Annotated in this window: 21 protein-coding genes and 5 pseudogenes; 13 read left to right on the top strand and 13 right to left on the bottom strand. The window is 47.8% G+C overall.

From position 1 onward, the window contains the following. Positions 1-12 precede the first annotated feature (12 nt). Positions 13-369, bottom strand: coding sequence for a helix-turn-helix domain-containing protein (locus LA337_11590; protein ID UBI18279.1), 357 nt, complete (start codon positions 367-369; stop codon positions 13-15). A gap of 83 nt (positions 370-452) precedes the next feature. Then, entirely contained in the window at positions 453-707 is a 255-nt protein-coding gene (locus LA337_11585) for a DUF1471 domain-containing protein (GenBank protein UBI18278.1), read from the bottom strand. A 590-nt stretch (positions 708-1,297) separates the two neighbouring features. Between LA337_11585 and LA337_11580 the strand changes: the two genes are divergently transcribed. Further along, a complete protein-coding gene (locus tag LA337_11580) occupies positions 1,298-2,248 on the top strand; it encodes a LysR family transcriptional regulator (protein ID UBI18277.1) in 951 nt (316 codons plus the stop codon). 414 nt (positions 2,249-2,662) lie between these two features. After that, positions 2,663-3,610 carry an aldo/keto reductase gene (locus tag LA337_11575; protein ID UBI18276.1) on the top strand — a complete coding sequence of 316 codons (948 nt, stop codon included), beginning with the start codon at positions 2,663-2,665 and terminating at the stop codon, positions 3,608-3,610. 399 nt (positions 3,611-4,009) lie between these two features. Here the strand turns inward: LA337_11575 and LA337_11570 are convergent. The 4 genes and pseudogenes from LA337_11570 to LA337_11555 all read right to left on the bottom strand — a co-directional run bounded on the left by LA337_11570 (position 4,010) and on the right by LA337_11555 (position 6,486). After that, positions 4,010-4,183, bottom strand: a pseudogene (locus LA337_11570) (alpha/beta hydrolase). Positions 4,184-4,244: 61 nt separating this feature from the next. Continuing rightward, a complete protein-coding gene (locus tag LA337_11565) occupies positions 4,245-4,784 on the bottom strand; it encodes an NAD(P)H-dependent oxidoreductase (GenBank protein ID UBI18448.1) in 540 nt (179 codons plus the stop codon). A 145-nt stretch (positions 4,785-4,929) separates the two neighbouring features. Beyond that, a complete protein-coding gene (locus tag LA337_11560) occupies positions 4,930-5,301 on the bottom strand; it encodes a DUF2255 family protein (protein UBI18275.1) in 372 nt (123 codons plus the stop codon). An 87-nt stretch (positions 5,302-5,388) separates the two neighbouring features. Beyond that, positions 5,389-6,486: an alpha/beta hydrolase gene (locus tag LA337_11555; protein UBI18274.1), complete on the bottom strand. Its 1,098-nt coding sequence runs from the start codon at positions 6,484-6,486 to the stop codon at positions 5,389-5,391. A 29-nt stretch (positions 6,487-6,515) separates the two neighbouring features. On the opposite strand from LA337_11555, the pseudogene LA337_11550 reads away from it, so the two are divergent. Continuing rightward, a pseudogene (locus tag LA337_11550) lies at positions 6,516-6,698 on the top strand (hypothetical protein). Here LA337_11550 and LA337_11545 read toward each other — a convergent pair. Beyond that, positions 6,645-7,655, bottom strand: a pseudogene (locus tag LA337_11545) (iron-containing alcohol dehydrogenase). The pseudogenes LA337_11550 and LA337_11545 overlap by 54 nt on opposite strands. 263 nt (positions 7,656-7,918) lie before the next feature. Between LA337_11545 and LA337_11540 the strand changes: the two are divergent. Continuing rightward, on the top strand, positions 7,919-8,833 hold the full coding sequence (locus tag LA337_11540; protein ID UBI18273.1) for an AraC family transcriptional regulator: 915 nt from the start codon (positions 7,919-7,921) through the stop codon (positions 8,831-8,833). A 591-nt stretch (positions 8,834-9,424) separates the two neighbouring features. On the opposite strand, the pseudogene LA337_11535 reads toward LA337_11540, so the two are convergent. Continuing rightward, positions 9,425-9,666: pseudogene (locus LA337_11535) on the bottom strand (hypothetical protein). Between the two features lie 2 nt (positions 9,667-9,668). On the opposite strand from LA337_11535, the pseudogene LA337_11530 reads away from it, so the two are divergent. Continuing rightward, a pseudogene (locus tag LA337_11530) lies at positions 9,669-9,929 on the top strand (IS3 family transposase). 88 nt (positions 9,930-10,017) lie between these two features. On the opposite strand, the gene LA337_11525 reads toward LA337_11530, so the two are convergent. Beyond that, positions 10,018-10,488 carry an OsmC family protein gene (locus LA337_11525; protein UBI18272.1) on the bottom strand — a complete coding sequence of 157 codons (471 nt, stop codon included), beginning with the start codon at positions 10,486-10,488 and terminating at the stop codon, positions 10,018-10,020. Between the two features lie 45 nt (positions 10,489-10,533). Further along, the gene (locus tag LA337_11520; protein UBI18271.1) at positions 10,534-11,310 is read right to left on the bottom strand and encodes an SDR family oxidoreductase; all 777 of its coding nucleotides are present in this window, start codon (positions 11,308-11,310) and stop codon (positions 10,534-10,536) included. A gap of 176 nt (positions 11,311-11,486) precedes the next feature. Here LA337_11520 and LA337_11515 point away from each other — a divergent pair, with 176 nt between their 5' ends. The 4 genes from LA337_11515 to LA337_11500 all read left to right on the top strand — a co-directional run bounded on the left by LA337_11515 (position 11,487) and on the right by LA337_11500 (position 14,779). Further along, positions 11,487-12,401, top strand: a complete 915-nt coding sequence (locus LA337_11515; protein UBI18270.1) for a LysR family transcriptional regulator — start codon at positions 11,487-11,489, stop codon at positions 12,399-12,401. Positions 12,402-12,621: 220 nt separating this feature from the next. Further along, a complete protein-coding gene (locus tag LA337_11510) occupies positions 12,622-12,966 on the top strand; it encodes a carboxymuconolactone decarboxylase family protein (GenBank protein ID UBI18269.1) in 345 nt (114 codons plus the stop codon). A gap of 32 nt (positions 12,967-12,998) precedes the next feature. Beyond that, positions 12,999-13,688 carry a cupin domain-containing protein gene (locus LA337_11505; protein UBI18268.1) on the top strand — a complete coding sequence of 230 codons (690 nt, stop codon included), beginning with the start codon at positions 12,999-13,001 and terminating at the stop codon, positions 13,686-13,688. Then, positions 13,685-14,779 (top strand): FAD-dependent oxidoreductase, encoded by a 1,095-nt coding sequence (locus LA337_11500; protein UBI18267.1) that lies wholly within the window; start codon positions 13,685-13,687, stop codon positions 14,777-14,779. The genes LA337_11505 and LA337_11500 overlap by 4 nt, the downstream gene beginning before the upstream one ends. A 97-nt stretch (positions 14,780-14,876) precedes the next feature. On the opposite strand, the gene lpxC is transcribed toward LA337_11500, so the two are convergent. Beyond that, positions 14,877-15,803 (bottom strand): UDP-3-O-acyl-N-acetylglucosamine deacetylase, encoded by a 927-nt coding sequence (gene lpxC, locus LA337_11495; protein ID UBI18266.1) that lies wholly within the window; start codon positions 15,801-15,803, stop codon positions 14,877-14,879. A gap of 113 nt (positions 15,804-15,916) precedes the next feature. Then, complete coding sequence (locus LA337_11490; GenBank protein UBI18265.1) at positions 15,917-17,155, bottom strand: FAD-dependent monooxygenase; 1,239 nt, start codon at positions 17,153-17,155, stop codon at positions 15,917-15,919. 711 nt (positions 17,156-17,866) lie between these two features. On the opposite strand from LA337_11490, the gene fhuA reads away from it, so the two are divergent. The 4 genes from fhuA to fhuB are packed head-to-tail and all read left to right on the top strand — an operon-like array spanning position 17,867 to position 23,758. Further along, complete coding sequence (fhuA, locus tag LA337_11485) at positions 17,867-20,071, top strand: ferrichrome porin FhuA (GenBank protein UBI18264.1); 2,205 nt, start codon at positions 17,867-17,869, stop codon at positions 20,069-20,071. Positions 20,072-20,110: 39 nt separating this feature from the next. Beyond that, positions 20,111-20,905 carry an ATP-binding cassette domain-containing protein gene (locus LA337_11480; protein UBI18263.1) on the top strand — a complete coding sequence of 265 codons (795 nt, stop codon included), beginning with the start codon at positions 20,111-20,113 and terminating at the stop codon, positions 20,903-20,905. Then, positions 20,895-21,812, top strand: coding sequence for a Fe(3+)-hydroxamate ABC transporter substrate-binding protein FhuD (fhuD, locus tag LA337_11475; protein UBI18262.1), 918 nt, complete (start codon positions 20,895-20,897; stop codon positions 21,810-21,812). The genes LA337_11480 and fhuD overlap by 11 nt, the downstream gene beginning before the upstream one ends. Further along, positions 21,809-23,758: a Fe(3+)-hydroxamate ABC transporter permease FhuB gene (fhuB, locus tag LA337_11470; protein ID UBI18261.1), complete on the top strand. Its 1,950-nt coding sequence runs from the start codon at positions 21,809-21,811 to the stop codon at positions 23,756-23,758. Before fhuD ends, fhuB begins: the two co-directional genes overlap by 4 nt. Here fhuB and LA337_11465 read toward each other — a convergent pair. Then, positions 23,741-24,532 (bottom strand): helix-turn-helix transcriptional regulator, encoded by a 792-nt coding sequence (locus LA337_11465; GenBank protein UBI18260.1) that lies wholly within the window; start codon positions 24,530-24,532, stop codon positions 23,741-23,743. The two genes, fhuB and LA337_11465, sit on opposite strands and share 18 nt — an antisense overlap. Positions 24,533-24,541 lie beyond the last annotated feature (9 nt).

Here is a 24,541-nt window from a genome sequence, read left to right as displayed (position 1 = left end):
CCTGGTAAACAGTTAATGTTTGTTTTGAGGGCGTTCAGAGATATTGGATAAACGCCGGTACTGTGCCGGTGGCACATGATATTTCTGGGAAAAAGAGCGGGTAAATGCAGGCTGAGATTCAAATCCATATTTCATTGAAATGGATATGATGCTTTCGTGAGTGTGTTGCAGGTCGTGTGCGGCAAGTGATAATTTTTTATCCCTGATATAACAGGCCATGGTGATATTCATGGTCTGCATAAACACGCGCTGAAGGTGCCATTTAGAATAACCAGCACGTGCCGCGACATCATCAATACGGATAGGTTTATGTATGTTGGTATCAATCCATAAGATGATTTCATCGATGATATTCTCAAGTTTTACCATAGCACTTCCTGTGAAAAAGCTGCAGGGATGCCCGGAGAGGAGCGGTAAGTTCAATATCATTACCGCCTTCTCCATCAGGTCTGTTATTTATAGATTTCAGCAACCGCAAATAACTTATTATCCCCACCCAAAGAAATGACTTTGAATGCGGTGGCACCCTGTTTATCTGCTTTTTCTGAAAGACTGTTTACAGCCTCATCGACTGTTGATGCGCCCGTTACCGAAACAACACCCTGTTTTACATTACTGGTGTTATGTGCAACCTGTGTGGCAGCATTAACCTGGTGTGCAGAAAAAGCCAGAACCAGTACCGCGATAATGGTTTTCAGTGATTTCATAAGGTATTCCTCATCAATATTAAGCCCGGGAGGCAGTTTATAAAGAAAATGACACCATCCTGGCAGGGCCGGGAGATAATTATGGTGTGTTATGTGATTTTATTATTATGCTCTGACGACATTCTGACATCAGACCATGGTTAAGTTTACGGAAAGGAGTATGCAGCAGTTTTTATGTCAGGTAAACGCTGACGCTGGTTGATACATAATCAACTACAAGTTAATAATCATTATTTCTTTTTAGGCTACAAAGCTCAGAATGGTAAGTTTAAGTAAAGATAATAAAATTACTGCCTTAGACAGTTCATTCTTACACTAATTAACAGGGTAACTTATTTATATCAGGAATATGCGTCCGCTGTGGTCTGTGGCCTGAATCGTCTCCCGCTAAATTACACCTGTTTTTTTCTCTTTTGTGCGAACGTAACCTCATATGCTCTCTGGTGTACGCCGCTTATCTAAGAGGTGAGGTATGATAATGTTCGTCGTATTCTTAACGCTCTGCTCGACAGTGATGAGCCTCCTCTTAACATTAAGTGCAGGAAACGACGATGTTGAACGACTTTTCTGGCAATAAAGGACAATGACTTATGGAACTCTCTCAACGCGTACGCGCGATCCTTTCTTTTGTGGAGGCCAGCGATGCTGGCAGCTTTGCCTCAGCCGCACGGGCGCTGGGGATCAGTTCTGCGGCAGTAAGTAAGAATGTCGCGAGCCTGGAACAGGCGCTCGGGATCCGCTTGATGAACCGGACGACCCGAAAGCTCAGTATCACGGAAGAGGGGGAGGTCTTTCTGAAACAGGCCAGAATCGCTATTGAGGCGCTGGATACTGCCGTTGACACGGTTATTGCCAGAAAGATGGAAACGAGTGGTCATGTACGCATTTCGACGAGTGCCGCATTCGGGCGTGATCAGCTTATACCTGTCCTCCCGGGTCTTCGTACCCGTTATCCGGCGCTGTCCGTGGAGGTCGATTTTGATGACAGGGTCGTTGACCTGGTCAGGGATAACTATGATTTAGCCATCCGGGGGGGGCGTATCATTGATTCATCTCTTGTATCCCGTCCGGTCTGCCGGTTGAGTATGGTGTTAGTCGCATCACCAGACTATCTTGAGGCTCACGGTACTCCCCGGATACCGGAAGATCTGAAACGTCATAATCTTATCGCCCGCCGGTTTCTTGGCGGTAAGTTAACCCCATGGGGATTTCGGATGAATGATGGCAGCCTGACCACAATGGAGCCCGATTCTCCTGTGCTCACATTGTCTGCGCCTGAAGCGCAGATCCAGGCCGCGTGCCTTGGCATGGGGATCGCTCAGGTTGGCGTGCATCATGCGCTGGAAAGTCTGCGTAGCGGAAAACTCAAAACGGTGTTGTTAGGTCAGCATGATCCGGGCAGTTACGAACTGGTTATCCAGTATCCACATCGCGCACTCATTGCGCCGCGCGTAAGAGCGACGGTGGAGTATTTACTGGCCGCATTTAAACAGGATGAATCCATTCATTATTCACTGGATGAACTGCAACATTATTCTTAATCCACCAGTTCACCGGTTAAATCCGGTGACTGATGATCAAGCCGTTCCCCCTGCCGGGGTAAAATCCCGGATTAACTGTTTTCATACTGATGACTGCGCTTCCGTCTCCTTCCGTTACGTAGTTGCTCCGAAGTCAGTCGCCCACAGGGTACATTAATATGTTGCCGCAAAAAAACAGCCGTTAAACCGGCATAGATTCTTAACGTTATGTTAATTATAAATCAACTATGCATGCCCTAAACGTTTTTAATGCACGGTATATACTTATTCCGCGCGTTGAGATGCCCTGTTCGTTATGCACTCCGGATCAATACATACGCGTATCGGTTTCAGAAGATCCTGCTGAGAATACATTATTGTAAATATCCTCAGGGTTATATTGCTTCACTCATTTCGTCACAGGAGAGTTGATAGATGAAAAAGTTACCAAAAATTGCCTTGGGCACGTGGTCATGGGGGACCGGATTTGCGGGTGGAGATACCGTTTTCGGCAACAGCTTGTCTGACGAACAAATGAAAGACGTGTTTGACACCGCAATGCAGGCCGGACTGAATTTATGGGATACGGCTGCAGTGTATGGCATGGGAAGCTCAGAGGAAGCTGTAGGGAAACTTGTACGACAATACCCGCGTGAAGAGATTATTGTTTCAACAAAATTTACGCCCCAGATTGCTGATTTAAAACAGGAAAAACCCGTCGAAGCCATGCTTGAAGACAGTCTTAAGCGTCTTGGCGTGGATGACATTGATATCTACTGGATCCACAATCCCTTTGACGTTGAAAAATGGACCCCGGGCCTCATCCCACTGCTCAAAAGTGGCAAAGTGAAGCGTGTTGGCGTATCCAACCATAATCTGGCTCAGATCCAGCGTGCCAATGCCATTCTGGGCGAAGCGGGCTTTGCTGTCAGCGCGGTTCAGAACCATTACAGCCTGCTTTATCGCGATTCGGAAAATGCCGGCATTCTGGATTACTGCAAAGCACATGATATTCAGTTCTTTGCCTATATGGTTCTTGAGCAGGGGGCACTGAGTGGCCGTTACAACCCTCAGAACCCAATGCCAGAGGGCAGCGGGCGTGCTGAAACCTATAATAAAGTTTTACCGCAACTGCAAAAACTGACCGATGCGATGAAAACGATTGGTGAAAAGAAAGGTGCCAGCGTTGCCCAGGTTGCCATTGCGTGGGCAATCGGCAAAGGGACTTTGCCGATCATTGGCGCAACTAAAGTCCACCATATCGCCGATGCTGCATCTGCAGCGAATTTAGAACTGACAGAGGCTGAAATCGCCACAATCGAACAGCTTTCTCTGGAAGCCGGTGTGAATACCCGGGGCTCCTGGGAGCAGCCAATGATGTAATCAACCGCATCGGTTGATATCACAAAAGAGGTATCGTTCTGAAAAAAGGGCAAAGGGAATTCAAAATCTTTGCCTTTTTATCATTTCGCGGTTGTTGATTACGTTGAAACCCACAACAATGTTGATATTTTTGTTGAAGTAGTAAGTAGCATCGATATCGAGATATTTTTCGGTGTGCTGGTCACAGTAGGATTTGAACCAATATTTCTCCCTTTCTGCGAGTTATAGGCAACAAACGGCTGCAGCTTAAAATCGAACTCATAAGAGGCATAGTTCTCAACCATCTGAGATTATTAACATAGCCATATGCCATGGTGGTATCGTAAGCGTTACAAAAGTGTGAGGTATTATAGGCCTGCGAAAAAAATTCTAAAACCCTCACCTTCTCAGCCATCATTTTCCTGAGTTGACGGCACGTGGATGATATCTGTGCTTAGGCATATAGTAGTCCGCAAAGTCTACAAGAAATTGTGCTTCCCCACCCTTCAATTTATTGTAATAAGCTGGTTTGACGTTATCCGCATCTTTCCAACGCTGAAAACTCATCTGTTCGAGAGCCTGCTCGCGCTGTTCTTTTAGCTTCCGAGTTGAACGCTTTCAATTAAGAAGGCGTTCAATAATGTTGTAAGATATCTTACTTTGACAGGCGCTCGATGAGCTGGCGCTGATATTCAGGCAACTGGCTCGCACTTACCCCCTGGAAAACTAGAGGTGGTAGCCATGTCATGCCTGCATGTAATGCACTGGCTTTCATGGGTGTGAAAATATCGGCAAGCTCTGTACCTGTTCTGCCATTTTTTCCGTAAGTTGAGTCGTTACCGGCAGCAGTAGTAACAATAAGCATTTCCTTACCCTTCCATAAATCTGGGCCAACGCTACCCCATGTGTCATTCATATACGATTTCATCATTGGGGTAATATTGAACCAGTGAGTGGGAAAGATAAACACTATCCTGTCGTTTTCGCGTGTAATACGCCTTTCCTCATCACCGTTTATTTTGCGTGTATCAAAACCATAGAGGGTTTCAAGGTTACGAACAGTCACTCCATCAACGCTCTCAGCCGCCTGCTGTAGCCCTTTAACCATAACGGACCGCTCCGGATACGGATGAGAAACGATTACAAGTGTTCTTATAGGGCTTTTCTCTTTACTGATGGCCGCTTTTAGTGGCATCACTAAGACCAGCAGAAAAAGCGCCAGCATTTTAACAGGATAGCCCGGAAAGAGTGATTTCATACTTGTCTCCAGTATCAGGGAAATTAAAGTTTTACAGGCAGATTTTGCCTCACAGAACACGCAGTATCGCTTTTACAGCAAATCACGAAGGTAAAATCTCAATCGTTGCCGCTCTGGCGCGAGTCCCTGTCATTACGGAAACATAGCTGCTGCCGGAGTACTTTTTCAGGTAAGCCAGGTCAATTTTACTTTCAAGCTTAAGGTCTGATGGTTTTGCGAACAGGACGTCGAACTCCTGTCCAATAGCCAGTATCTTACCCTTTTGCTGGGACAATGCAGCCTGATACCATTTTGAACTGGTACCATTATAGGCTCGGACGAAAAGTCGGTTATCCACCTGCACTTCCCAAATCCATGTCGGCGTACCGGTCGTATTCATATCGGGATGATACGGAGCGATTTTAAGGTCATCGGCAGCATCTATTCTTGTTAATACTTCAGAGTTCCAGAACATAAACCTCTCCTCTTTCATAAACGGTTGCTTTTTTCTCTTGCATGTCGCGCAGACACTACATCTGAAAACATCGGATGGTGCTATGGCTTACTTATTAAGATTTTTGTTAAAAAATGCAGTGATGTTATCGAACGGGATTTTATCCATACGATCATATAAATCGACATGTGTGGCATCTTTAACAATTAGAAGCTCTTTTGGTTGATTTGCCGCTTCATAAGCTGTTTTGGAGAAATAAAGCGAATGTGCTTTTTCGCCATGGAGGAACAGGATCGGGCGCGGAGAAATTTCCTTAATATAGGTCATGAGCGGGAAATTCATGAAGGGCATCGGCGTTGTCACGGACCATGAGTTACCAGAGTTGACGGCTCGTGGATGATAGCCGCGTTTGGTCATGTAATAGTCCGCATAGTCCACCAGGAACTGTGCTTCACCGCCCTTCAATTTATTATAGGCTGGCTGGTATGCAGGTTTGCCGTTTGCCGCATCTTCCCAGCGCTGGAGGCTCATCTTCTCCAGCGCCTGTTCGCGTTGCTCCGGTGTTACGCTGTCATTGTAGCCTTTCGACATCACGCGGCTCATATCATACATGGTGCTGGCAACGACCGCTTTTACGCGTTTATCCACGGCAACTGCGTTCAGGGCAATCCCACCCATGCCGCAGATACCGATGACACCGATACGTTCACGATCCACATAAGGTTGCAGTCCAATGAAATCGACTGCGGCCATAAAGTCTTCGGTATTAATATCAGGTGAAGCAATATTGCGGGGTTCACCGCTGCTTTCACCGGTATAAGACGGATCAAATGCCAGCGTCACGAATCCGCGCTCTGCTAAGGTCTGAGCATAGAGACCTGAGGCCTGCTCTTTTACCGCGCCAAATGGCCCGGAAATCACAAGCGCAGCAAGCTTCTTGTTCCCGCGATCTTTAGGAAGATATACATCAGCGGCAAGTGTAATGCCGTAACGGTTCTTAAAAGTAACTTTTTGATGATCCACTTTTTCGCTCCTTGGGAAAGTTTTATCCCACGTCTGAACCAGTCGGACTGAAGAATCTGGTGTGCCTTGTGCAGGCTGGGCGACCGCCGCTTCTGTTGAAATCAGAGCCATCGCTCCGGCAAGGATTGCGCCATTAAAAAAGTGCGTTGAAGATTTTACCTTCATGATTTTAAAACCTTTCATTGGATGTTGAGGGTTATGTTTCAGACAGCATGCATGAGCATTTCAGTTACAACTTCCGGCGGGTAATCACTGGCAATACCAAACGCTTTGACATTGATCTGGACGTTCTCAACGATAGCGGGCAGATCTGCTTCCCTGATGTTCAGCTGTTCAAGACGTGTTGGCGTACCAATTTCTTCGAACCACTTCTCAAGCGCTGCGATGCCGTCGTCTGCCGAACTGAGTCCGAACACATATTTTGCGAAACGCTCAAACTGCGGTGTATTTCGGTTTTTGTACCATTTCATCCAGGCGGGCATAACAACGGACAACCCTGCCCCATGCGGGACGTTGAAAAGTGCGGATAAAGAGTGCTCGATTGCATGATTCGGATAACTGAATCCGGCACAGCCTGACAGGATAAAACCGTTTTGAGCAAGGGTTGCAGCCCAGGCAAATTCCCCACGCGCAGCCTCATCATTCGGACAGGCGATGAGCGTTGGTGTGGTTTCAATTACCGTATTCAGGAGTGCTTCAACCAGACGCGACTGAATTTCAGGCTGAACTGTTGCAGTGAAGTACACTTCGATAAGGTGTGAAATGATATCAGCGGCAGAATAGACTAGGTAATCGCGGGAGACGCCCGCCATCAGTGTCGGACTCAGTACGGATACCACCGGACGCGTGTAGTCGTTACCGAACGATAATTTTTCATGTGTTTCTTCATTGGTGACAACGGCATACGGGTTCATTTCGCTTCCCGTTGCGGCCAGAGTAAGAATGGCAAACAAAGGTAAAGCAGAGGAAAGCTCGCCTTTACTAACGAATAAATCCCAGACGTCCCCATTATAATGTGCACCGGCCGCAATAGCCTTAGCACTGTCAAGTACGGAGCCGCCTCCAACGCTCAGGACAGCGTCCACGTTATGGCGTTTCGCCAGTTCCACTCCTTCACGGACTTTGGATATCACCGGATTACTTACGATACTGCCAAGTTCTATATACTCGATGCCGTTATCGGCAAGATTCTGGCTGACCGTATCGAACAGGCCTTCTCGTTTAATACGTTCGCTTCCGTAGCACAGCAGGACTTTACGTGCGCCAGCACTGGCAATGTGTACACCGATAGTATCCTCTTTTCCGGAACCGAATTCGATTCGGGTTGGGTTGTAGAAAGTAAACTCTTTCACGTATTTTCCTCCGGATAACCTGTCTGGCAGTTAAAAATGCCCTTAACCTGAACGGGTTAAATTTGCTCGCGGTAATCCCTGGCTTAAAGGACAAAGCCTCATTTCGGTGTTGTTATTTTGAGTTCGTTTAATGGAAGGTGTTATTAAAATACTCTGCATTATTTGCCTGATCCTCTGAACCTGATCTCAAAGCGTATATTTCAATTTTCATAGCTGCTAAGTTGTTAACGTCAAAAGACATAACAAATGTGAGGCATTACAGAATGATTTCTGACAAGTCGGTTGAAAAACTACTGGGTGAACTTTCGGTCGATATTGCTCAGCGCACTCCCTGCACCGGTGATTTCCCTACAGCCGTAGAAGGACTCGAATTGTTCCGCCGAAACGAACCCGCCTCTCCGGTAAGCTGCCTTGTCCCTCCCAGTATCGTTCTGGTGGCCGATGGCGCGAAGATCATGTGGGTTGGTGGTGAACCTTACGAATACAATGCGGAAAAATTCCTGATCACCTCTCTTGACCTGCCAGCCAGCTCGGAAATATTACAGGCTTCGACATCCCGTCCCTGCGTGGGCGCAGCCTATAAACTTGACCAGCGCGTACTGATGGAATTAATTGCACAGGGAAGCCTGCCGCCGGTTAAAAAACGAGACGCGGGAACGGGTGTCGGTATAGGAACTATTACTGATGTTTTGCTGGAGCCTTTCTGCCGTCTGCTTTCTTTACTTGACGAGCCTGAAGCCATTCCTGTTCTCGGGCCGCTGATTAAAAGAGAGATACATTACCGGCTTTTGATGAGCGATCAGTCCGATCATCTCAGACAGATTGCAGCAGTAGACGGCCATGGTTACCGTATCGGTAAAGCTATTGACTGGTTAAAGACCAATATTGCATCACCTTTACGCGTAGAAGAACTGGCAGGTCGGGTGCAAATGAGCACGCCCTCTTTCCACCAACACTTCAGGCAGCTTGCGGGCATGAGCCCGCTACGGTATCAGAAATGGCTGCGCCTCAATGAAGCCAGGCGACTGATGCTGAATGAACATTACGATGTCACCACAGCAGCCTATGCTGTCGGTTACGAAAGCCTGTCCCATTTCAGCCGGGAATATACGCGGATGTTCGGGCAATCACCCAAGAGGGATATTACTGTGCTGAGAAAGTCAGCCGGTAAGCTTTAGTAAATTCTTGACTGCCCTGCCTCCCCCGGTGAAATCGATTATATGTGACGGCTGTTTTTGACCTTTCAATATTAGTTGGTTATGGACATCGAAACTCAATGAAGGTGTATACAGACTACCATCCCGTCATCAACATGCTCCATCAAGTGAGCAATTTCGTTGATGAGATGTCCTGCACCATGCCCCGTTAACAATACTAAGTAGTTCATGAAGTGATCTTGAATTGAGGTTAGATTTACATTAAAAATACTCAATAAAGCAATGAGTTATGACATGCGTTTCTTATGAACTGAGTTTTCGCACAACATAAGTTAAATTTAACCTCCATAGATCTTTTACTTCATGGATATCTGGTTCAGCCACAGAAATCAGCATGTTGTGAATTTTGAGATACCTCCCTTTTCTTGCATTAGGTCTGTCGTACATTTAGTTCATAATTGGCCGCAGACTACGATTAATCATACACTTACCCATCCCCCATCTTCTTCTTGCTGGACGTTATGTTTGTCGGCTACTTTGTTCATAACAATACTATATATGAGGTTTAATGCCCCAGCTTGCAATCGAGCGCGCCGCCTCATCAATGATCACTCAGTCGTAGATATTCTCCTGAATGACAATGTGCCCCTGTCCAATACCTACGCATGTGCCAGCCACTAACTGCCTGGACCGCGAATAAAACTCGTCCAAGTTCACTCGCTCTCCCGACATAGCATCCTGCATATCACGGGATATTTAGCTAACTCCTTTACTCGTCTTGCCTCATCAGGTCTGACACCATACCCCGTACACAGCCTGGAAATCAGAATATCTTTTGCTGCAGATACTTTCGCTCCTTTGTATCGAAAAGCATCAGGCTGGGTTCAGCATCAAAGCCATGTGTCGGGTGCTGCGCGTGGCCCGCAGAGGCTGGTGCGCCTGGTGCTCCCGGCGTCATCAGATAAACACGCGACAGCACTTCCTTCTGGCCTGTGATGCCGCAGTTCTCAGGGCATTCACTGATGCAAAACAACGGTATGGTGCGCCACGACTTGCGAATGAGCTCCCGGTCTACAACAACAAAACGATAGCAGCCAGCCTGCGTCGTTATGGGCTGCTCCGTCATTTCCAGCACGCCGGGGGCCACGACCTGCATAGCGCGATATTTTTTATTCTTAAATTCACCGGTCAAAGAGCGGGGAGCGTCAGATAAGAATCAAATCACCCTCTATCGTCATGTTCTGAGCCAATAACCAACGGTTAAGGGAGGCTTTAATGACCTGCTGATGGACGCATTCGAATTGATGGGCCGTCCCTTCCCCGCTGACGTGAATGGCATACTGCAGCCTGCCAACAGAGGCATCAGTGTTTTTTTTACAGATAAGGGGCATTCCAGTCAGGAGTTCACCGCGGGTCTCGATATCAAGATGGGTCAGCGTGATGCCCGCACTAATGGCTTCCTGAACAAAGGCGGCCGTCATGCAGGCGTTAAAAGCTGCCAGCATCAGATCCTGAGGGCCGGGCGCCCGCCCTTCGCCACCCAGCGCGACAGGTTCATCTGAATCGATAACGTGGCTTTGACGCTTGTCCCCCGTCATAGACTGGCAGCGCGTGCGGCTGGCCATGCCCCCCTGCCATGTGGTGACAAGGTCATAGTTTGCGGTCTGGATTTGCATAAGTACTCCAGTGCCGCACGCGGTCGCCCACGTGCGGCAGAGTCATCAGGCGTTACGGCCAGCCATCACGCCACCATCGATATCCCAGATGGCGCCGGTGACCCAGCCAGTCTTGTCAGAAAGCAGGAAGGCAACGGTCTCCGCGATATCGACCGGGGTACCCACACGGCCAATCGGGTGGAAGCTGTCGAAGCTGTTCATCACGTCCTTCACGTCGTCTTTCGGAATGAAGCCTTCGTAAATCGGCGTGTGAACAACGGCCGGAGAAACGGCATTCACGCGGATCCCTTTTTCGCCAAGCTCAATCGCCAGGTTTTTGGTCAGTGCGTGCAGACCGGCTTTCGCCATGGAATAAGCAGCAGAAGGAGTGGCACCGATGGCCTGCTGCGCCCACATTGAACCGATATTAACGATTGAACCTTTAATACCGGCTTCTACCATATTGCGCACCACGTCGCGGGTAATGAAGAAGGTCGCACGGTTAATGTCCATATACATGTCGTAGTCAGACGTTTCATTGTCGACGAAGGGTTTCGGGAAGAACACACCCGCTGCATTCACCAGCAGGCTAATGTCTTTATGTTCCGCGTTGATAGTATTAATAACGTGCTGCATGCCTTCTTCTTTCATCAGGTCAGCAACGATGATGGAGACCTGACCATCAGCAGAAAGCGCCTGACGGGCCTGTTCAGCCTTGTCCTGACGATTGCCAACCAGCACCACGCTGCCACCATTTTTCAGAACCAGTTTCGCCGTTTCGAAACCCATACCGCTCGTACCGCCGACCACTAACAGTTTTTTACCGGAGAAAGATGCGTTCATCGCTAACCTCTTTACATTCATTGGATTGTCATTGATGAGAAGGCAGCCCCCTCATCCTGTGAAATCAGAATGCCACCCTCCCCCGGTATTAACGACTGAGAAGAAATTGCGACGCAGGAAAGAAAATCTTTCTCGTTAACGTATACTGAAGAAAATAATGAGTCAGGAAATATGAAATGAGATCGCTAAATCGCCTGAAATGGCTGCATGCTTTTGAAGCTACAGCCCGGCATGGAAGTTTTACTGGCGCGGCACAGGAGCTGGGCGTCACGCCAGCCGCAGTAGGCCAGCTTGTCCGCGCACTGGAAGACTGGGTGGGACATCCGCTTCTTCACCGCACCCGTTCAGGGAAGGAGCGCCTGACGCTGGTTGATGAAGCACAGGAAGCCCTGCTGGACATCACCCAGGGATTGGACAAACTGGAATCTGGACTGAACAAACTACGCGGACGTCGCGCGCGTTCGGTCGTCGTAGTAACCGCCTCTCAGGTACTGATGATGAACTGGCTAATGGAACGACTGAACCGGTTCTCAGAAACCCATGAAAGTATCGACCTGCGGCTTAACGTTACGGAAAAACTAATGGACGTGTCGCACGGGGAGGCGGATATCGGTATCCGTTGTGGACAGGGGGATTGGCCGGGCGTCAATAAAACCTGGCTGATGGATGAAGAAGCCGTACTGGTTTGCAGTCCGCGTCTTGTTCCGGAAGGCAAAATAACCTGTGGCGAGTGGCTGGCCACGCAAAAGCTTATTTATGATGATACCCCTCACCCCGGCGCAGATTTTCCATCGTGGGACGAGGTGCTCCAGACTGTGAATGCCCCCGAGGCACTTGAAAGCGGACTTCATATCAATTCCACCTCAGCGGTGATTCTGTCCGCTCTGAGCGGTCGTGGTGTAGCTATCGTACGATATGCTCTGGTGAAGAAACTTATCGAAACCGGACAGCTTGCGCAGCTGCAGCCCGACTATCGCTGGCCGCTAAAATGGTCGTATTATCTGGTGACCCCGCAGCAGCAGGTTATGCGTAGTGAAGTTAATATTTTTCACGACTGGCTACTTCAGGACGTCCTGTCGGAAAGTGAATAATATCCAGGTACAGGCATTACTCGACCGCGTGATGCCCCTTCCGCTACCAACCTCACGACATAGAATTTCTTCACCGCTTCGCAAGAATATCTGATTTGTTGAAGTTACCGGGCTTTCTGATAATCGTCCCCAGTGAATGATATACACCCTTACTAATGCGCCAGAGACGTTGGCAAGGGACGTCATTTTTATCTGAAACCTATACCAACCGGAGCCCAACATGTTTTTAAACTGGAATGAATATCGCAGCGGCCTGCTCGCAACCATCGGTAAATTTGCCAAATTACAGCCAGAATTTATGAAAGGCTTTCAGCAGATGGACAAAGGCGCATCTGAGAATAAACATCTCGATCCCAAGACCCACGAACTGATCGCGCTGGCCGTCGCCGTCACCACGCGCTGCGATGGTTGTCTGGCCGTGCATGTAGATGCTGCGGTTAAGCACGGAGCCACCCGAGAAGAGATTGCAGAGGCATTGGCCGTCGCCATTAACCTGAACACTGGTGCAGCGCTGACATACACTGCACGTGCCCTGGATGTTTACGACAGCCTGCCGAACAAATAACCCCTAAAGGGCACCTGCAAGGGTGCCATATTATGAATATGATGTTACTGAATTCAGATTTTTCACAGCGTGCTGTAATGACGCCTGACCGCTACCAGTGGGTAGCTTCCCCTCAGCCTGGTGTCGAACGAGTGATGCTCGACAGAATCGGCCGCGAGCAGGCCCGCGCGACCAGTCTTGTCAGGTATGCCCCTGACTCTATGTTTCCTGTACACAATCACCCTGGTGGAGAAGAAATTCTTGTCCTGAGCGGCATCTTTACTGAGAACGGGACAAATTATCCGGCAGGCTGGTACCTGCGCAGCCCGGATGGTTCTTCTCACCAACCTTCGAGTCATGGCGGTACGACTATTTTCGTGAAGCTGCGCCAGATGAATCCTGAAGAACGGCAGCCTTTAAGAATCAATACGAAGGATATGTCGAACTGGCACGGTCAACCGGGAAGACAAGTATGCCCTCTTTTCTCCAGCACATCTGAAACCGTCATGCTACTGAAAATCGCGCCTGGAGAGCGTCTTTTTTGTACTCCCCTGACTGGAGGAGCAGAGCTGATGATACTGGAAGGGACTCTCACAGATCCGCAAGGCGAATATGAGAAAGGTAGTTGGTTACGGCTGCCGCCAGGAGATATGCCCGCATTGCTGGCCGCTGGGACGGATACTCTTCTCTATTTGAAAACGGGACATCTTAGCCCAGAAACCCTGTTCGGAGTCACTTCATGAGCGGCAAAGTTGTTATTATCGGCGCAGGCGTGAGTGGTTTATACGCCGCGACATTACTTCAAAAGGCGGGTGTGGCCTGTACGATACTCGAGGCAAGAGAAAGAACCGGCGGGCGTGTCCTTTCAAGCCAGATGTTAGCAAACACCCCTGACGGACTTCATGTCGATATGGGTGCTACATGGTTCTGGCCTGATATGCAGCCCGAACTCGCGCGCCTTGTTAATGCGCTCGATCTCTCTCTTATCCCGCAGACTCGCCCGGGAGAAATGATGTTTGAACGCCATTGCCATTCTGCACCACAACGTTATCCATCGTATGAAACATCACCACCATCATTCAGGCTAAAAGGCGGTATGCAGGCCCTGACATCTGCGTTGAAAAGTCAGATCCCGTCCGGGAAAATTATGCTCGGCCAGCAGGTTATGGCAGTCTCCAGTAAGGGTGAAGAAGTACTGGTGCAGAGCCGAGCGGAAAATGGTAAAAGCATGGCCTACGCCTGTGATCACCTCCTGCTGGCTCTGCCACCCGCACAGGCGGCAAGAATTGACTTCAAACCGGCGTTGCCAGATGGGCTGCTTACAGGCTGGAGTAAGATCCCAACATGGATGGCTCCCCATGCTAAATATGTCGCCTTATATAATAAAGATTTCCTGCAGCAACAAAATCTCTCTGGTGATGCAAGCAGTCAGATTGGGCCTATGGTAGAAATTCACGATGTGTCCGAGCCAGAATCAGGTATCACCGCGATATTTGGTTTTATCGGTGTGCCAGCACAAGCGAGAAGGAAAGTCTCTGAAGCTGTACTTATGCAGATGTGCCGGGAACAGCTTGTACGATTGTTTGGCCAGTCTGCGGCAGACCCACTAAGAGAATTTATAAAAGACTGGGCAGCCGATCCTTTTACGGCGACAAAACAGGATTTGCGGCAGGAGTTTGGGCATTCATTACCTGAACAGACGCCAGTGAACGGAGTTTGGGCAGGTAAAATGACGGGGATTGCCAGTGAATGGTCGCCACAATTTTCAGGTTATCTTGCGGGCGCAGTTGATGCTGCATCAGAGGGAGTTAATCATTTACTGCAGCGATTATAAATTATGATAGGCTCCAGTGCCGCTTGACCTCAAGTGCAGCCACAAGGGCTGCCCGATTCCTAAGCCATGTTCTGGCAATAAAGTTGTATAGAAAAAACTATCTGGCGTAAGCAAGCTCTATCATGGAATCTGTCAGCACTTCGGAAAACGGCGCAGTATCTAACTGTACGAACTCCCAGGACTGTTGATTTTGTAGAACACTTCTGATGAGGAGATTGTTAAGAGCATGACCGGATTTATATGCGGTGAACGCGCCCAAAATGTTATAGCCGCAGACAAAAAGATCTCCTATTGCATCGAGTGTTTTATGTCGGACAAACTCATCTTCGTATCGCAGCCCGTCTTTATTCAGCACCCGGAACTCATCAAGGCCAATTGCATTGTCTAAACTCGCACCCAGACCCAAGCCCTTCGACTGAAGATACTCAACGTCGCGCAAGAAACCGAACGTACGGGCCCGGGAGATTTCAGCGATATAAACTTCAGGATTCAAGGTGGTTGTATATCTTTTATTGTCCGAACTTATCGCTGGATGATTAAAATCAATAGTAAAATCCAGGTGAAAACCGTTAAAGGGGGCTAAGGTTGCCCATTTATCGTCAAGCTCTACACGTATTTCTTCGTTAATTTTTAGGAATTTCTTAGGGGCACTCTGCTCAATGACACCTGCATCATTGAGCAGTAAATATACAAATGGCGCAGAACTTCCATCTACAATGGGAATTTCACCTGCGTTAAGTTCGATCAAAAGATTATCGATTCCTAACCCAGATATTGCCGAGAGTAAATGTTCGATTGTTGAAACTCGTACACCATCATCATTGAAGATAGTAGTAGCAAGCGTCGTTTCATTAATACTTTCGGCACGTAAAGGAATATCGACTGCTGGGTGCAGATCAACACGACGAAAAACGATCCCCGTATTGATTCCTGCAGGAATGACATTCATTTGGACTTTTAATCCACTATGTAACCCTATGCCTGTCATTGAAACAGAGGTTCTGATAGTTTTTTGCTTAATCATATCAAGGCCTGTAATCGAAACTAATTCTCTTTGCAAATGTATTCGAGTAGTAAATTAAATCAATAGCAACGCAGTCAGCGACTCGCTTAGCTCTCGCTGACTGAATCTATTTCCTACAAAGTTGATTTCTCAGGTGTGCGAGTGATGTCTGTGTCGTAAACGATGGGAGCGCCCAAAAAATCCACATGCTCTCTTTTAGGCCCAAAAGGACTCATAAGGAACTGCATGAGCTTCGTCTTTTCTAGTCGCTTCCACCTATAAAATAGCGCAATACCCAGTTTGGTTGAAGGTTGTTCGAGTCGTATAGTCCAGGGTTTTATCGACTGAGCTTGTTGCACATAGGGTCGCATTTTTTGCTCGTACGCTTTGTATGCAGCATGATGATCCTCACTGGTCAACAGTGACTTGGCCAAAATATATGCACCTACGATTGAAAGAGTGGTACCCATACCACTTACAGGCGTCGCGCAATAAGCCGCATCCCCAAGCAATACGACTCTTCCCCTGGACCATGAGTCCATTCGTATCTGCCCAAGATCTTCAAAGAAGATATCGTCAGTTTTATCAAGTTCTTCAAGTATGCGTGGTGCTTCCCAGCCATCGTTCCTGAAAGTGCTTTTTATGAAGCTATTAACGGCACTTCGGCCTGTAAGGTCAATGCCTCGATTACTGCTTCTGATATACAGATATGCCCGGGTTGAGCGTCCCTGGTCCGGGCGTAACAGAATAGACTTTCCACCCGTACAATTGTTCCAGCGCACCCATGTCCCATCCTGAGGCTGATAAGGCATCGCAAAATAGGCAGTGTATAGACCAATGTGATGAACAGGAACCTTACCAAAAACGAGTTCGCGCGTGGATGACCGCATACCTTCAGCAATAACCATAAGGTCAAAAGTTCTCTGAGCATGATTTTTGAAGTTAACAATGACTTCAGCTTCATTCTCGTGACAGGAAGTGACGTAATCTCCAAAAATATACTCAACATCATCTTGTGTCGATTTCAGCAGAAGCGTCGATAAGTCGGCTCTGAGTATTTCTATATCTGTAACAAATGACTTCTTCCCACCTGCACTTGGATATTCAGCCTGAATGATATTTTTGCTGTCAACGAAGCGCAAACCCTCTTCATTTGTCATTAATTCTGAAATGTCTTTAAGAAGCCCCATGCGCTCAACCACATCACGGCCTTCATCGCGAATGTCTACAGTTTGCCCCGTTAAGCGTAAGCTTGATGCTCGCTCAACGACAGTGACCTTATGCCCTTGCTTAGCTAACCAAAATGCCAGTGTTGGTCCGGCAATACCTGATCCACAAATGAGAATGTTCTTTTTTTGATCTATCTGTTTCATATTTAAACCATCGTTATCTAATTTTCAATTCCACGCAGAGCGCCAGGAATGATGCAGAGAATGTGTAGACTGCTTCAAATAGAGCTCAGCAAAAACGAGCAAAACCAGCGTTAGCGTTAAAAAAAATCATCTGAGCGGCAACGTTTTCTTTGATTTAATGGAGTCAAAACAGAATGAATAACTGATTTAAATATTACACAGAAACCTGACAGTTGAATTTTCATGAGTATCCTCACATTGCTAATGATTCTACTGAATCATTTAAGGAATGTGCTGAACTATCAGTTCACCTGCACAGTAAGTTAATACTATGTTAAGGCTCCATCTTTATTGGGTCAATCACAAATTGAATGCCCAAATAAAGATTGCCAGACATAACCAATTGATTTGGCGCATATTTATCAATTAATTACTTGTGTCGCTGGCGACAATTAAACATATGATGTCGTAAAACCTACATTCTTAAGCGCTAATTTTTCATTTAACGCCTATTGTACCAAGGTGAAACACTCCCTCTTATCATATAAATCCTTCACCTTTCGTTTTAAAGTTCAGCATGGCGAGATAGCAATGTTATTTGTCGCTTTATCAATATTCTCTGCCAGAACAAAATAATACTGTATCCACGATCAAACCGGGGCCACTCCGCCCTGCGATGTGAATAAAAATCACTCTCATTGGCATTCAGGTTGTTTATACCAGGAACAAAACATGTATCGCTCTTCTGTAAACGCGTCTCGCAAAGTATCTGGACTAAGCCCCCTTTTTGTAACCCTGAAAATCGCCTTACTGTCAGCTCTTACAGCAAACACCGTATACGCAGAAGATAGCATTCTGGTCAGCGCTGATGCTGAAAAAAACAGCAGCGAAGACCCCTGGGGAGCAACTCCTGGGCTGGTATCCAAAAAGTCGGCTACGGGTACAAAAACCAGTTCTGATATAAAAAATATCCCCCAGTCCATTTCCGTGATCACCCGAAAAGAAATCGATATTTTGCAGCCTAAATCGTTAAAGGACGCGCTCGGATATACGCCAGGAGTAACCGTATCTGACAGAGGTAGCTCTAACGCTTTTGATATGGTTAAGATTCGTGGTTTTTCATCCGGACAGGGACAAAACAACTATCTGGATGGCCTCAAACTCACTGGCGACAACTGGAACGAGATGTCGACCGAACCCTATTTGCTCGAACGGATTGAGGTACTTCGAGGCCCCGCCTCAGTTCTGTATGGAATGAGTAATCCTGGTGGCATTGTTTCGATGGTAAGCAAGCGCCCGATCTACACTCCAGTACGCGAAGTGCAGTTTAAAATGGGATCGAATAACCTCATGCAAACTGGTTTCGATTTCGGTGACACGCTGGATGACCTGGGGATTTACGCCTTCAGGATTACAGGGATGGCCCGTTCTTCCGATGAGGAACAAAGCCTTTCAAGGCAGCGGCGTTTCGCAATAGCGCCTTCTTTTACCTGGCGTCCGGACGAAAACACAACGTTTACATTCTTGTCCAACATTCAGAACGAACCTGAGGTGGGATATTATGGATGGATGCCAAGACAAGGTACTTTAGATCCGTTGCCTGACGGGGTTAGACTGCCTGACGATTTTGACGACAGCGCACCCAATAATACCTGGTCACGTTACCAGCGATCCGTAGGATATAGCTTCGAACGGGTATTGTCCGACAACTATACGTTCAGGCAGAACCTGCGTTATTCCAGAGTCAAAACGTCACAGCAAAGTGTCTATGGAAGAGGAATTTGCTCCACGACTGATTGCCCTGATGTACCTTCTGCCGATTTAAATCACACGATCTCGCGCGGGCAATTTATTGATAACGAGCGGATGAATAGTTTCTCTGTGGATACTCAGCTTGAGAGTGATTTTCACACAGCGAATATTGACCACACTCTTTTATCAGGTATCGATTACAGAAATTTAAACAATGACATCAGTAACCTGTATGGTTCTGCGACATCTCTGGATTTGTATAATCCAGAGCAGAATGATTTTGCTTTTGGTGACGCAGAACCTTATGCGCATGACAAGACTCGTCAGACAGGTATTTATGTACAGGATCAGGCGCAGTATGAAAACTGGTTGCTCACGCTGGGGGGACGCTATGACTGGTCACGTCAGGAAACCTATCTTCGCCAGACAAATACCGGTATCTCCCGAAACGACCATCAGTTTACCTGGCGGAGTGGATTAAATTACCTGTTTGATAATGGCATCACACCTTACATCAGCTACAGCCAGTCATTTGAACCTAACAGCTTCGGGTTATCTTCAACTCCTCCGGTCTCCTATGCACCATCACGAGGTGAACAGTACGAAGCGGGCGTGCGCTATGTGCCACATGGACGTTCTGCCATGCTCAGTGCAGCAGTATATCAACTCACCAAAACGCATAATCTGACAACAGACCCAGATAACCCTCTGTTTAAAGTGGCCGCTGGTGAAATTGAAGTCCAGGGTATTGAACTCGAAGCGAAAGCCGGATTAACGGATAATCTGAACTTAATTTCCTCATACAGCTATACACACGCTGAATATACCAAAGACACACAACTAAAGGGAAAGACGCCTGATCAGGTTCCTGAACATCAGGCTTCCCTCTGGCTCGACTACACCTTCAGTCAGGGAGCACTGAATGGGTTGACCCTTGGAAGCGGAGGGCGTTTTATTGGCTCCAGTTGGGGGGATTCAGAGAATACGTTCAAAGTGGGTAGTGTTGCCGTCTGGAACGGACTGGTTAGCTATGAACTTAGCCAGCTCGGACTGAGAGGGGCAAACATTGCTCTTAACGTTACTAATATTCTGGACCGAAAATACGTTTCAAGCTGTTTTGCCGACTATGGCTGTTTCCGTGGCGCTGGGCGCCAGATGACAGCCACTGCCACGTTCCATTTCTGAGGGTAAACGGGCAGGCACCTGCCCGCTTTACAGGGTCTGATGAACAATACGATAAAACACAATGCGCTATTTCTATTGTCAGAAGCAGCATTTCAAATTAACGGACAACAATTATTATATCCATCCTCGGTCACTATCCCAGGCGGGGAATTTAACGCCCTGATAGGGCATAATGGCTCGGGTAAATCAACGCTGCTCAGGCTATTTGGCAAACATCTTTCTCCTTCAACGGGGAGTCTTATATTTCAGGGACGTCCTGTCGAGCAATGGGGACATGCTGAATTTGCGCGCGAAGTTGCATACCTACCTCAGCACCTCCCTGCCGCACAGGGCATGACAGTCAGGGAGTTGGTTTCATTAGGACGCTATCCCTGGCATGGCGCACTGGGCCGATTTACCCAATACGATATGCAGAAAGTTGATGAAGCAATCGCTGACACAGGACTGTCACGACTCTCTAAGAGGCTGGTTGACTCTTTGTCCGGCGGTGAAAGGCAAAGAGCATGGATTGCGATGACTCTTGCACAAGACACTAAATGTCTTTTACTTGATGAGCCGACCTCAGCGCTGGATATTGCCCAGCAGTCTGAAATATTGTGTCTGCTAAAAAAATTATGCCATCTAAAGGAAATCACAATCATCGCGGTACTGCACGATATAAATATGGCAGCCCGATATTGCAGTAATCTTCTCGCGCTTAAATCCGGACATTTAATTGCTCTGGGTTCGCCCGCTGAGATTGTTACACCGGCGTCATTAAATACTATTTATGGTATTCAGATGGGTACCTTTTCCCATCCGGTTGAAGGGCATCCTGTCTGTTATGTTCAGTAATAACCCCTCCCCTGCAGTGGCAGATTTTAAACGTCGGCAATTTTTAAAGTATCTGGCTGGCTTATCCTTATTCCTGGGGTTACCTGCGGTCGGTAAAAGTCCCGCTCCCTCGCGCGATCTGCAGCGAATAGCAGCCACAGAATGGCTGGCTGTTGAAATGCTTCTGACGCTGGGTGTTATGCCCTTTGCTGTATCAGAAATTGAGAATTACCGATCACTGGTTAAGGAGCCCGTCTTGCCTGATGGCTCCACGGAACTCGGTTTAAGAACAGAGCCAAATACGGAACTTTTAGCAGCGATGCAACCCGATCTTATCGTTTACGCGGAAGGTTACGGCCCTTCACCGTCAGTATATAACTCGATTGCCCCATCTTTTGGTCTTGTATACAGCGATAAAAATGGCAGACCGCTCACAACGTCCTGCCAATCCCTGACGGCGCTCTCTGTCCGATTAGGTCGATACGACAGGGCGAAAGCAATAATTGCTACCATCGAGTCAGAAATCTCTGCACTGAGGCTTAAATATGCTCAAAAGAAAAGAAGACCACTACTTTTAATGTCGCTTGTTGACCAGCGACATGCTCTGGTTTTTGGACAAAATAGCCTGTTTCTTGAGGTTATGAGCAAAGCAGGTATTCCGGGAGGATGGCAGGGAGACACCAGTTTCTGGGGAAGTGCGGTCGTTGGGATAGAACAACTAATAGGTCTGCAAGAAACCGAGGTTATTTGCTTCACTGAAAATGATGATACAACAATGGCAAACCTTGCAGATACCGCACTCTGGAAGATGATGCCTTTTGTAAAAGAAGAGCGTTTCAGACGGGTGCCCGGTATCTGGTATTACGGAGGTCCAGTAACAGCGCTGCGCTTTTGCCATCTGCTTGATGCAATTCTGGAGGAGATATGATTTCTCTTCGCTTATCCACCTTACCCGTCGCGGTGATAACGGCCAGTATCTTAGTCATTTTCAACGTAAATCACATTTTACCGATAGAGTTGTGGGCTGCTTACAGTCCTTTTAATACACATTACGCGGTTGAAATAACCTTACTTCAGTACAGTTTTTTACCCCGTTCAGCGATGTCTGTGATGATCGGTGCAGGGCTTGGGCTGGCCGGTCTGCTTTTCCAGCAGGTGCTACGTAATCCTCTGGCAGAACCCTCAACACTAGGTATTGCTAACGGGGCTCAGCTAGGCATGACAATGGCGACTCTCTGGGGTTGTAATATAATTTCTCCAGGTACGGGTTCGCTCCTTGGCGCTGTTTTTATGGGGGCTGTCATCGCGTTTATGACGCGAGGAAAACAGCTTTCTCCGGTAGGGTTGATTCTTATAGGGTTAGTCCTGACCCTTTACTGCAGCGCTGTCAGCCAACTGATTGGTCTGTATTTTCACGAAAGATTACAGAGCGTTCTTCTGTGGGGAACAGGTTCGCTGACGCAAACTGACTGGGCAGTCGTCCTGCGCCTGCTTCCGCAGTTGTTGATTTCTTTCATCATTATTCTAACGCTACATCGGCCCCTGACGTTACTTGGCATGGATGAAATGATGTCCAGAAACCTGGGGCTTAAGCTTCAGCTCATACGGCCCTTTGCGCTTCTGGTAGGCATATACCTTACGGCTACTCTGGTGACATCTGTTGGCATCATTGGATTCATCGGGCTATTTGCGCCTCTAATTACAAGGCTACTTGGTGTTAGACGTCTGGTAACGCTGATCATGATGGTGCCAGTAACCGGCGCGCTGTTGCTTTTCATTTCGGATCAAATCGTCATTTTACTGGCATCTTACTGGAAGGAGATCCCTACTGGCACTGTCACGGCCGTTGTTGGTGCACCAGGGCTCATTTTATTACTTCCCAGGCTCAAAGAGCGTATGTATTCAACAGCCGGGGAATCTGAAAACTATTCAGCTTCCAAAAGAAGCCTGAAAAAATGGCTTTTGTCAGGTGTAATTATGCTTTCAGCCCTGACGCTATTAGCATCAGGGCTGGGGAAAAATGCTAACGGCTGGGCCTGGGCTACAGAATCCGTGCTTTCGTTCCGAATCCCACGGGTACTTGGCGCGTTTTCTGCAGGAATCATGCTCGCCCTTGCTGGTTGTATTATTCAACGCCTGACCGGAAACCCGGTAGCCAGCCCGGAGGTCATGGGCGTAAGTACCGGTGCGGCAGCAGGTATGGTGATTGGAATGCTGGCATTTCCTGGAAACATAACAGCCTGGTATTTTCCTGCAGCCTGTCTGGGTTCAGTGGCCACGCTGATCATTGTTACCACCATAGCTGGTATCAGAGATTTTTCTCCCCAACGTATGATGTTAACCGGGATGGCACTAAACGCTGCATTTCTGGCTTTACTAATGCTTATGATTTCAGGTGGCGATCCCAGAACCTCCATGCTGCTATCGTGGTTTGCGGGTTCAACATATGGTTTAACGGCTGAAAAAGCTATTAGCGTGTCTCTGGCTGCGCTAGTGCTTACCTTTTGTATTCCGCTGGTTCATCGATGGCTGTCATTACTTCCATTTGGCGGGGTTGTTGCGCGTTCATTAGGAGTGCCCCTGTCACTGAGCCGTCTCGCGTTAATGTCACTTGCGGCTGTGCTAACCGCCCTTTCCATTTTCATTGTCGGCCCACTAAGTTTTGTCGGCCTTATGGCTCCGCATATTGCCAGATATCTGGGCTTCAGGAGAGTGACGGGACAGTTGGCAATAGCAGGCCTGGCAGGAGCCAGTCTGATGGTCGTATCAGACTGGGTAGGTAGAATGGCTGTGTTTCCATGGCAATTACCTGCGGGCTTAATCGCGGCATTAGTTGGCGTTCCATTCTTTTTATGGCTAATTCGAAGCCGCTGATTCAAATCGGAAATAGCGCGATGGCGTAGTGCCAAACATCGCCCGAAAAGAGGCAATAAAGCTTGAGGATGATTCATAGCCTGCCTCAAGTGCGACTCGGGTGACATTTTCACCGTAAGCCAGCTTTTCGACGGCGAACAGCATACGGTGACGGTGTCTCCATGCGCCAAAAGATAGATGCGTTTCCTTTGAGAAAATGCGCTCAATCGTACGTGCACTCGCCCCCACTTCGCGAGCGAGCACGTTAAGAGGATCCCGGTTTCCCGGGTCTTTTTTTAAGAGCTCTATCACTCTCAGCGCGCGCTCATCTCTGGGAAGATTCAAATCAAGCGGAGAGAGATCAAGCTTTTTGATCTGGTCGATCAAGACTGTAGAAAGCCTGTATTCAGGCGTATTAGTTTCATAATCCCAGGCATGTTGGGAACAGGTTGCAATCAACTCCCGTACCAGGGCGGTGACCTCAACGACACAACATTGAGCAAAGCTAGTGAATGGATAGATAACTGGGTCAATATAAAGAATATTGATTTCTGCCGGGCGCTTGACCGTAAGTGCATGCTTAGTGCCGCCGCTGATCCATAGCGCACGACTCGGTGGCAAGATCCACTCCCCAACAGCAGTAGACATATGAACCACCCCACGGGTGGCATAAATCAATTGATGCCGCTGATGACTATGTTGTGCCGTTGTGTAAGGTTCACAAATTTCTGTCTGACCTACGATCAGAGCAGCAGCATTATCAGGGTTAGCTGAATTTTGGCGATTTATCGACATATTTCGTCA

It is taken from the genome of Citrobacter europaeus (assembly GCA_020099315.1).
Classification (GTDB): Bacteria; Pseudomonadota; Gammaproteobacteria; order Enterobacterales; family Enterobacteriaceae; genus Citrobacter; species Citrobacter europaeus.
The sequence above is the reverse complement of the archived record's forward strand: the minus strand, read 5'-3'. Positions and strand labels throughout refer to the sequence as shown.

What these genes read in the sequence shown, in the direction of transcription:
- LA337_11525 (UBI18272.1), bottom strand. Translation starts at nt 10,488, where the DNA reads ATGCAAATCCAGACCGCAAACTATGACCTTGTCACCACATGGCAGGGG.
- LA337_11590 (UBI18279.1), bottom strand. Translation starts at nt 369, where the DNA reads ATGGTAAAACTTGAGAATATCATCGATGAAATCATCTTATGGATTGAT.
- LA337_11575 (UBI18276.1), top strand. Translation starts at nt 2,663, where the DNA reads ATGAAAAAGTTACCAAAAATTGCCTTGGGCACGTGGTCATGGGGGACC.
- LA337_11510 (UBI18269.1), top strand. Translation starts at nt 12,622, where the DNA reads ATGTTTTTAAACTGGAATGAATATCGCAGCGGCCTGCTCGCAACCATC.
- LA337_11585 (UBI18278.1), bottom strand. Translation starts at nt 707, where the DNA reads ATGAAATCACTGAAAACCATTATCGCGGTACTGGTTCTGGCTTTTTCT.
- LA337_11565 (UBI18448.1), bottom strand. Translation starts at nt 4,784, where the DNA reads ATGCCACTAAAAGCGGCCATCAGTAAAGAGAAAAGCCCTATAAGAACA.
- LA337_11505 (UBI18268.1), top strand. Translation starts at nt 12,999, where the DNA reads ATGAATATGATGTTACTGAATTCAGATTTTTCACAGCGTGCTGTAATG.
- LA337_11490 (UBI18265.1), bottom strand. Translation starts at nt 17,155, where the DNA reads ATGAAACAGATAGATCAAAAAAAGAACATTCTCATTTGTGGATCAGGT.
- fhuD (UBI18262.1), top strand. Translation starts at nt 20,895, where the DNA reads ATGTTCAGTAATAACCCCTCCCCTGCAGTGGCAGATTTTAAACGTCGG.
- LA337_11515 (UBI18270.1), top strand. Translation starts at nt 11,487, where the DNA reads ATGAGATCGCTAAATCGCCTGAAATGGCTGCATGCTTTTGAAGCTACA.
- LA337_11555 (UBI18274.1), bottom strand. Translation starts at nt 6,486, where the DNA reads ATGAAAGGTTTTAAAATCATGAAGGTAAAATCTTCAACGCACTTTTTT.
- LA337_11500 (UBI18267.1), top strand. Translation starts at nt 13,685, where the DNA reads ATGAGCGGCAAAGTTGTTATTATCGGCGCAGGCGTGAGTGGTTTATAC.
- LA337_11480 (UBI18263.1), top strand. Translation starts at nt 20,111, where the DNA reads ATGAACAATACGATAAAACACAATGCGCTATTTCTATTGTCAGAAGCA.
- LA337_11520 (UBI18271.1), bottom strand. Translation starts at nt 11,310, where the DNA reads ATGAACGCATCTTTCTCCGGTAAAAAACTGTTAGTGGTCGGCGGTACG.
- LA337_11580 (UBI18277.1), top strand. Translation starts at nt 1,298, where the DNA reads ATGGAACTCTCTCAACGCGTACGCGCGATCCTTTCTTTTGTGGAGGCC.
- lpxC (UBI18266.1), bottom strand. Translation starts at nt 15,803, where the DNA reads ATGATTAAGCAAAAAACTATCAGAACCTCTGTTTCAATGACAGGCATA.
- LA337_11465 (UBI18260.1), bottom strand. Translation starts at nt 24,532, where the DNA reads ATGTCGATAAATCGCCAAAATTCAGCTAACCCTGATAATGCTGCTGCT.
- LA337_11540 (UBI18273.1), top strand. Translation starts at nt 7,919, where the DNA reads ATGATTTCTGACAAGTCGGTTGAAAAACTACTGGGTGAACTTTCGGTC.
- fhuB (UBI18261.1), top strand. Translation starts at nt 21,809, where the DNA reads ATGATTTCTCTTCGCTTATCCACCTTACCCGTCGCGGTGATAACGGCC.
- LA337_11560 (UBI18275.1), bottom strand. Translation starts at nt 5,301, where the DNA reads ATGTTCTGGAACTCTGAAGTATTAACAAGAATAGATGCTGCCGATGAC.
- fhuA (UBI18264.1), top strand. Translation starts at nt 17,867, where the DNA reads ATGTATCGCTCTTCTGTAAACGCGTCTCGCAAAGTATCTGGACTAAGC.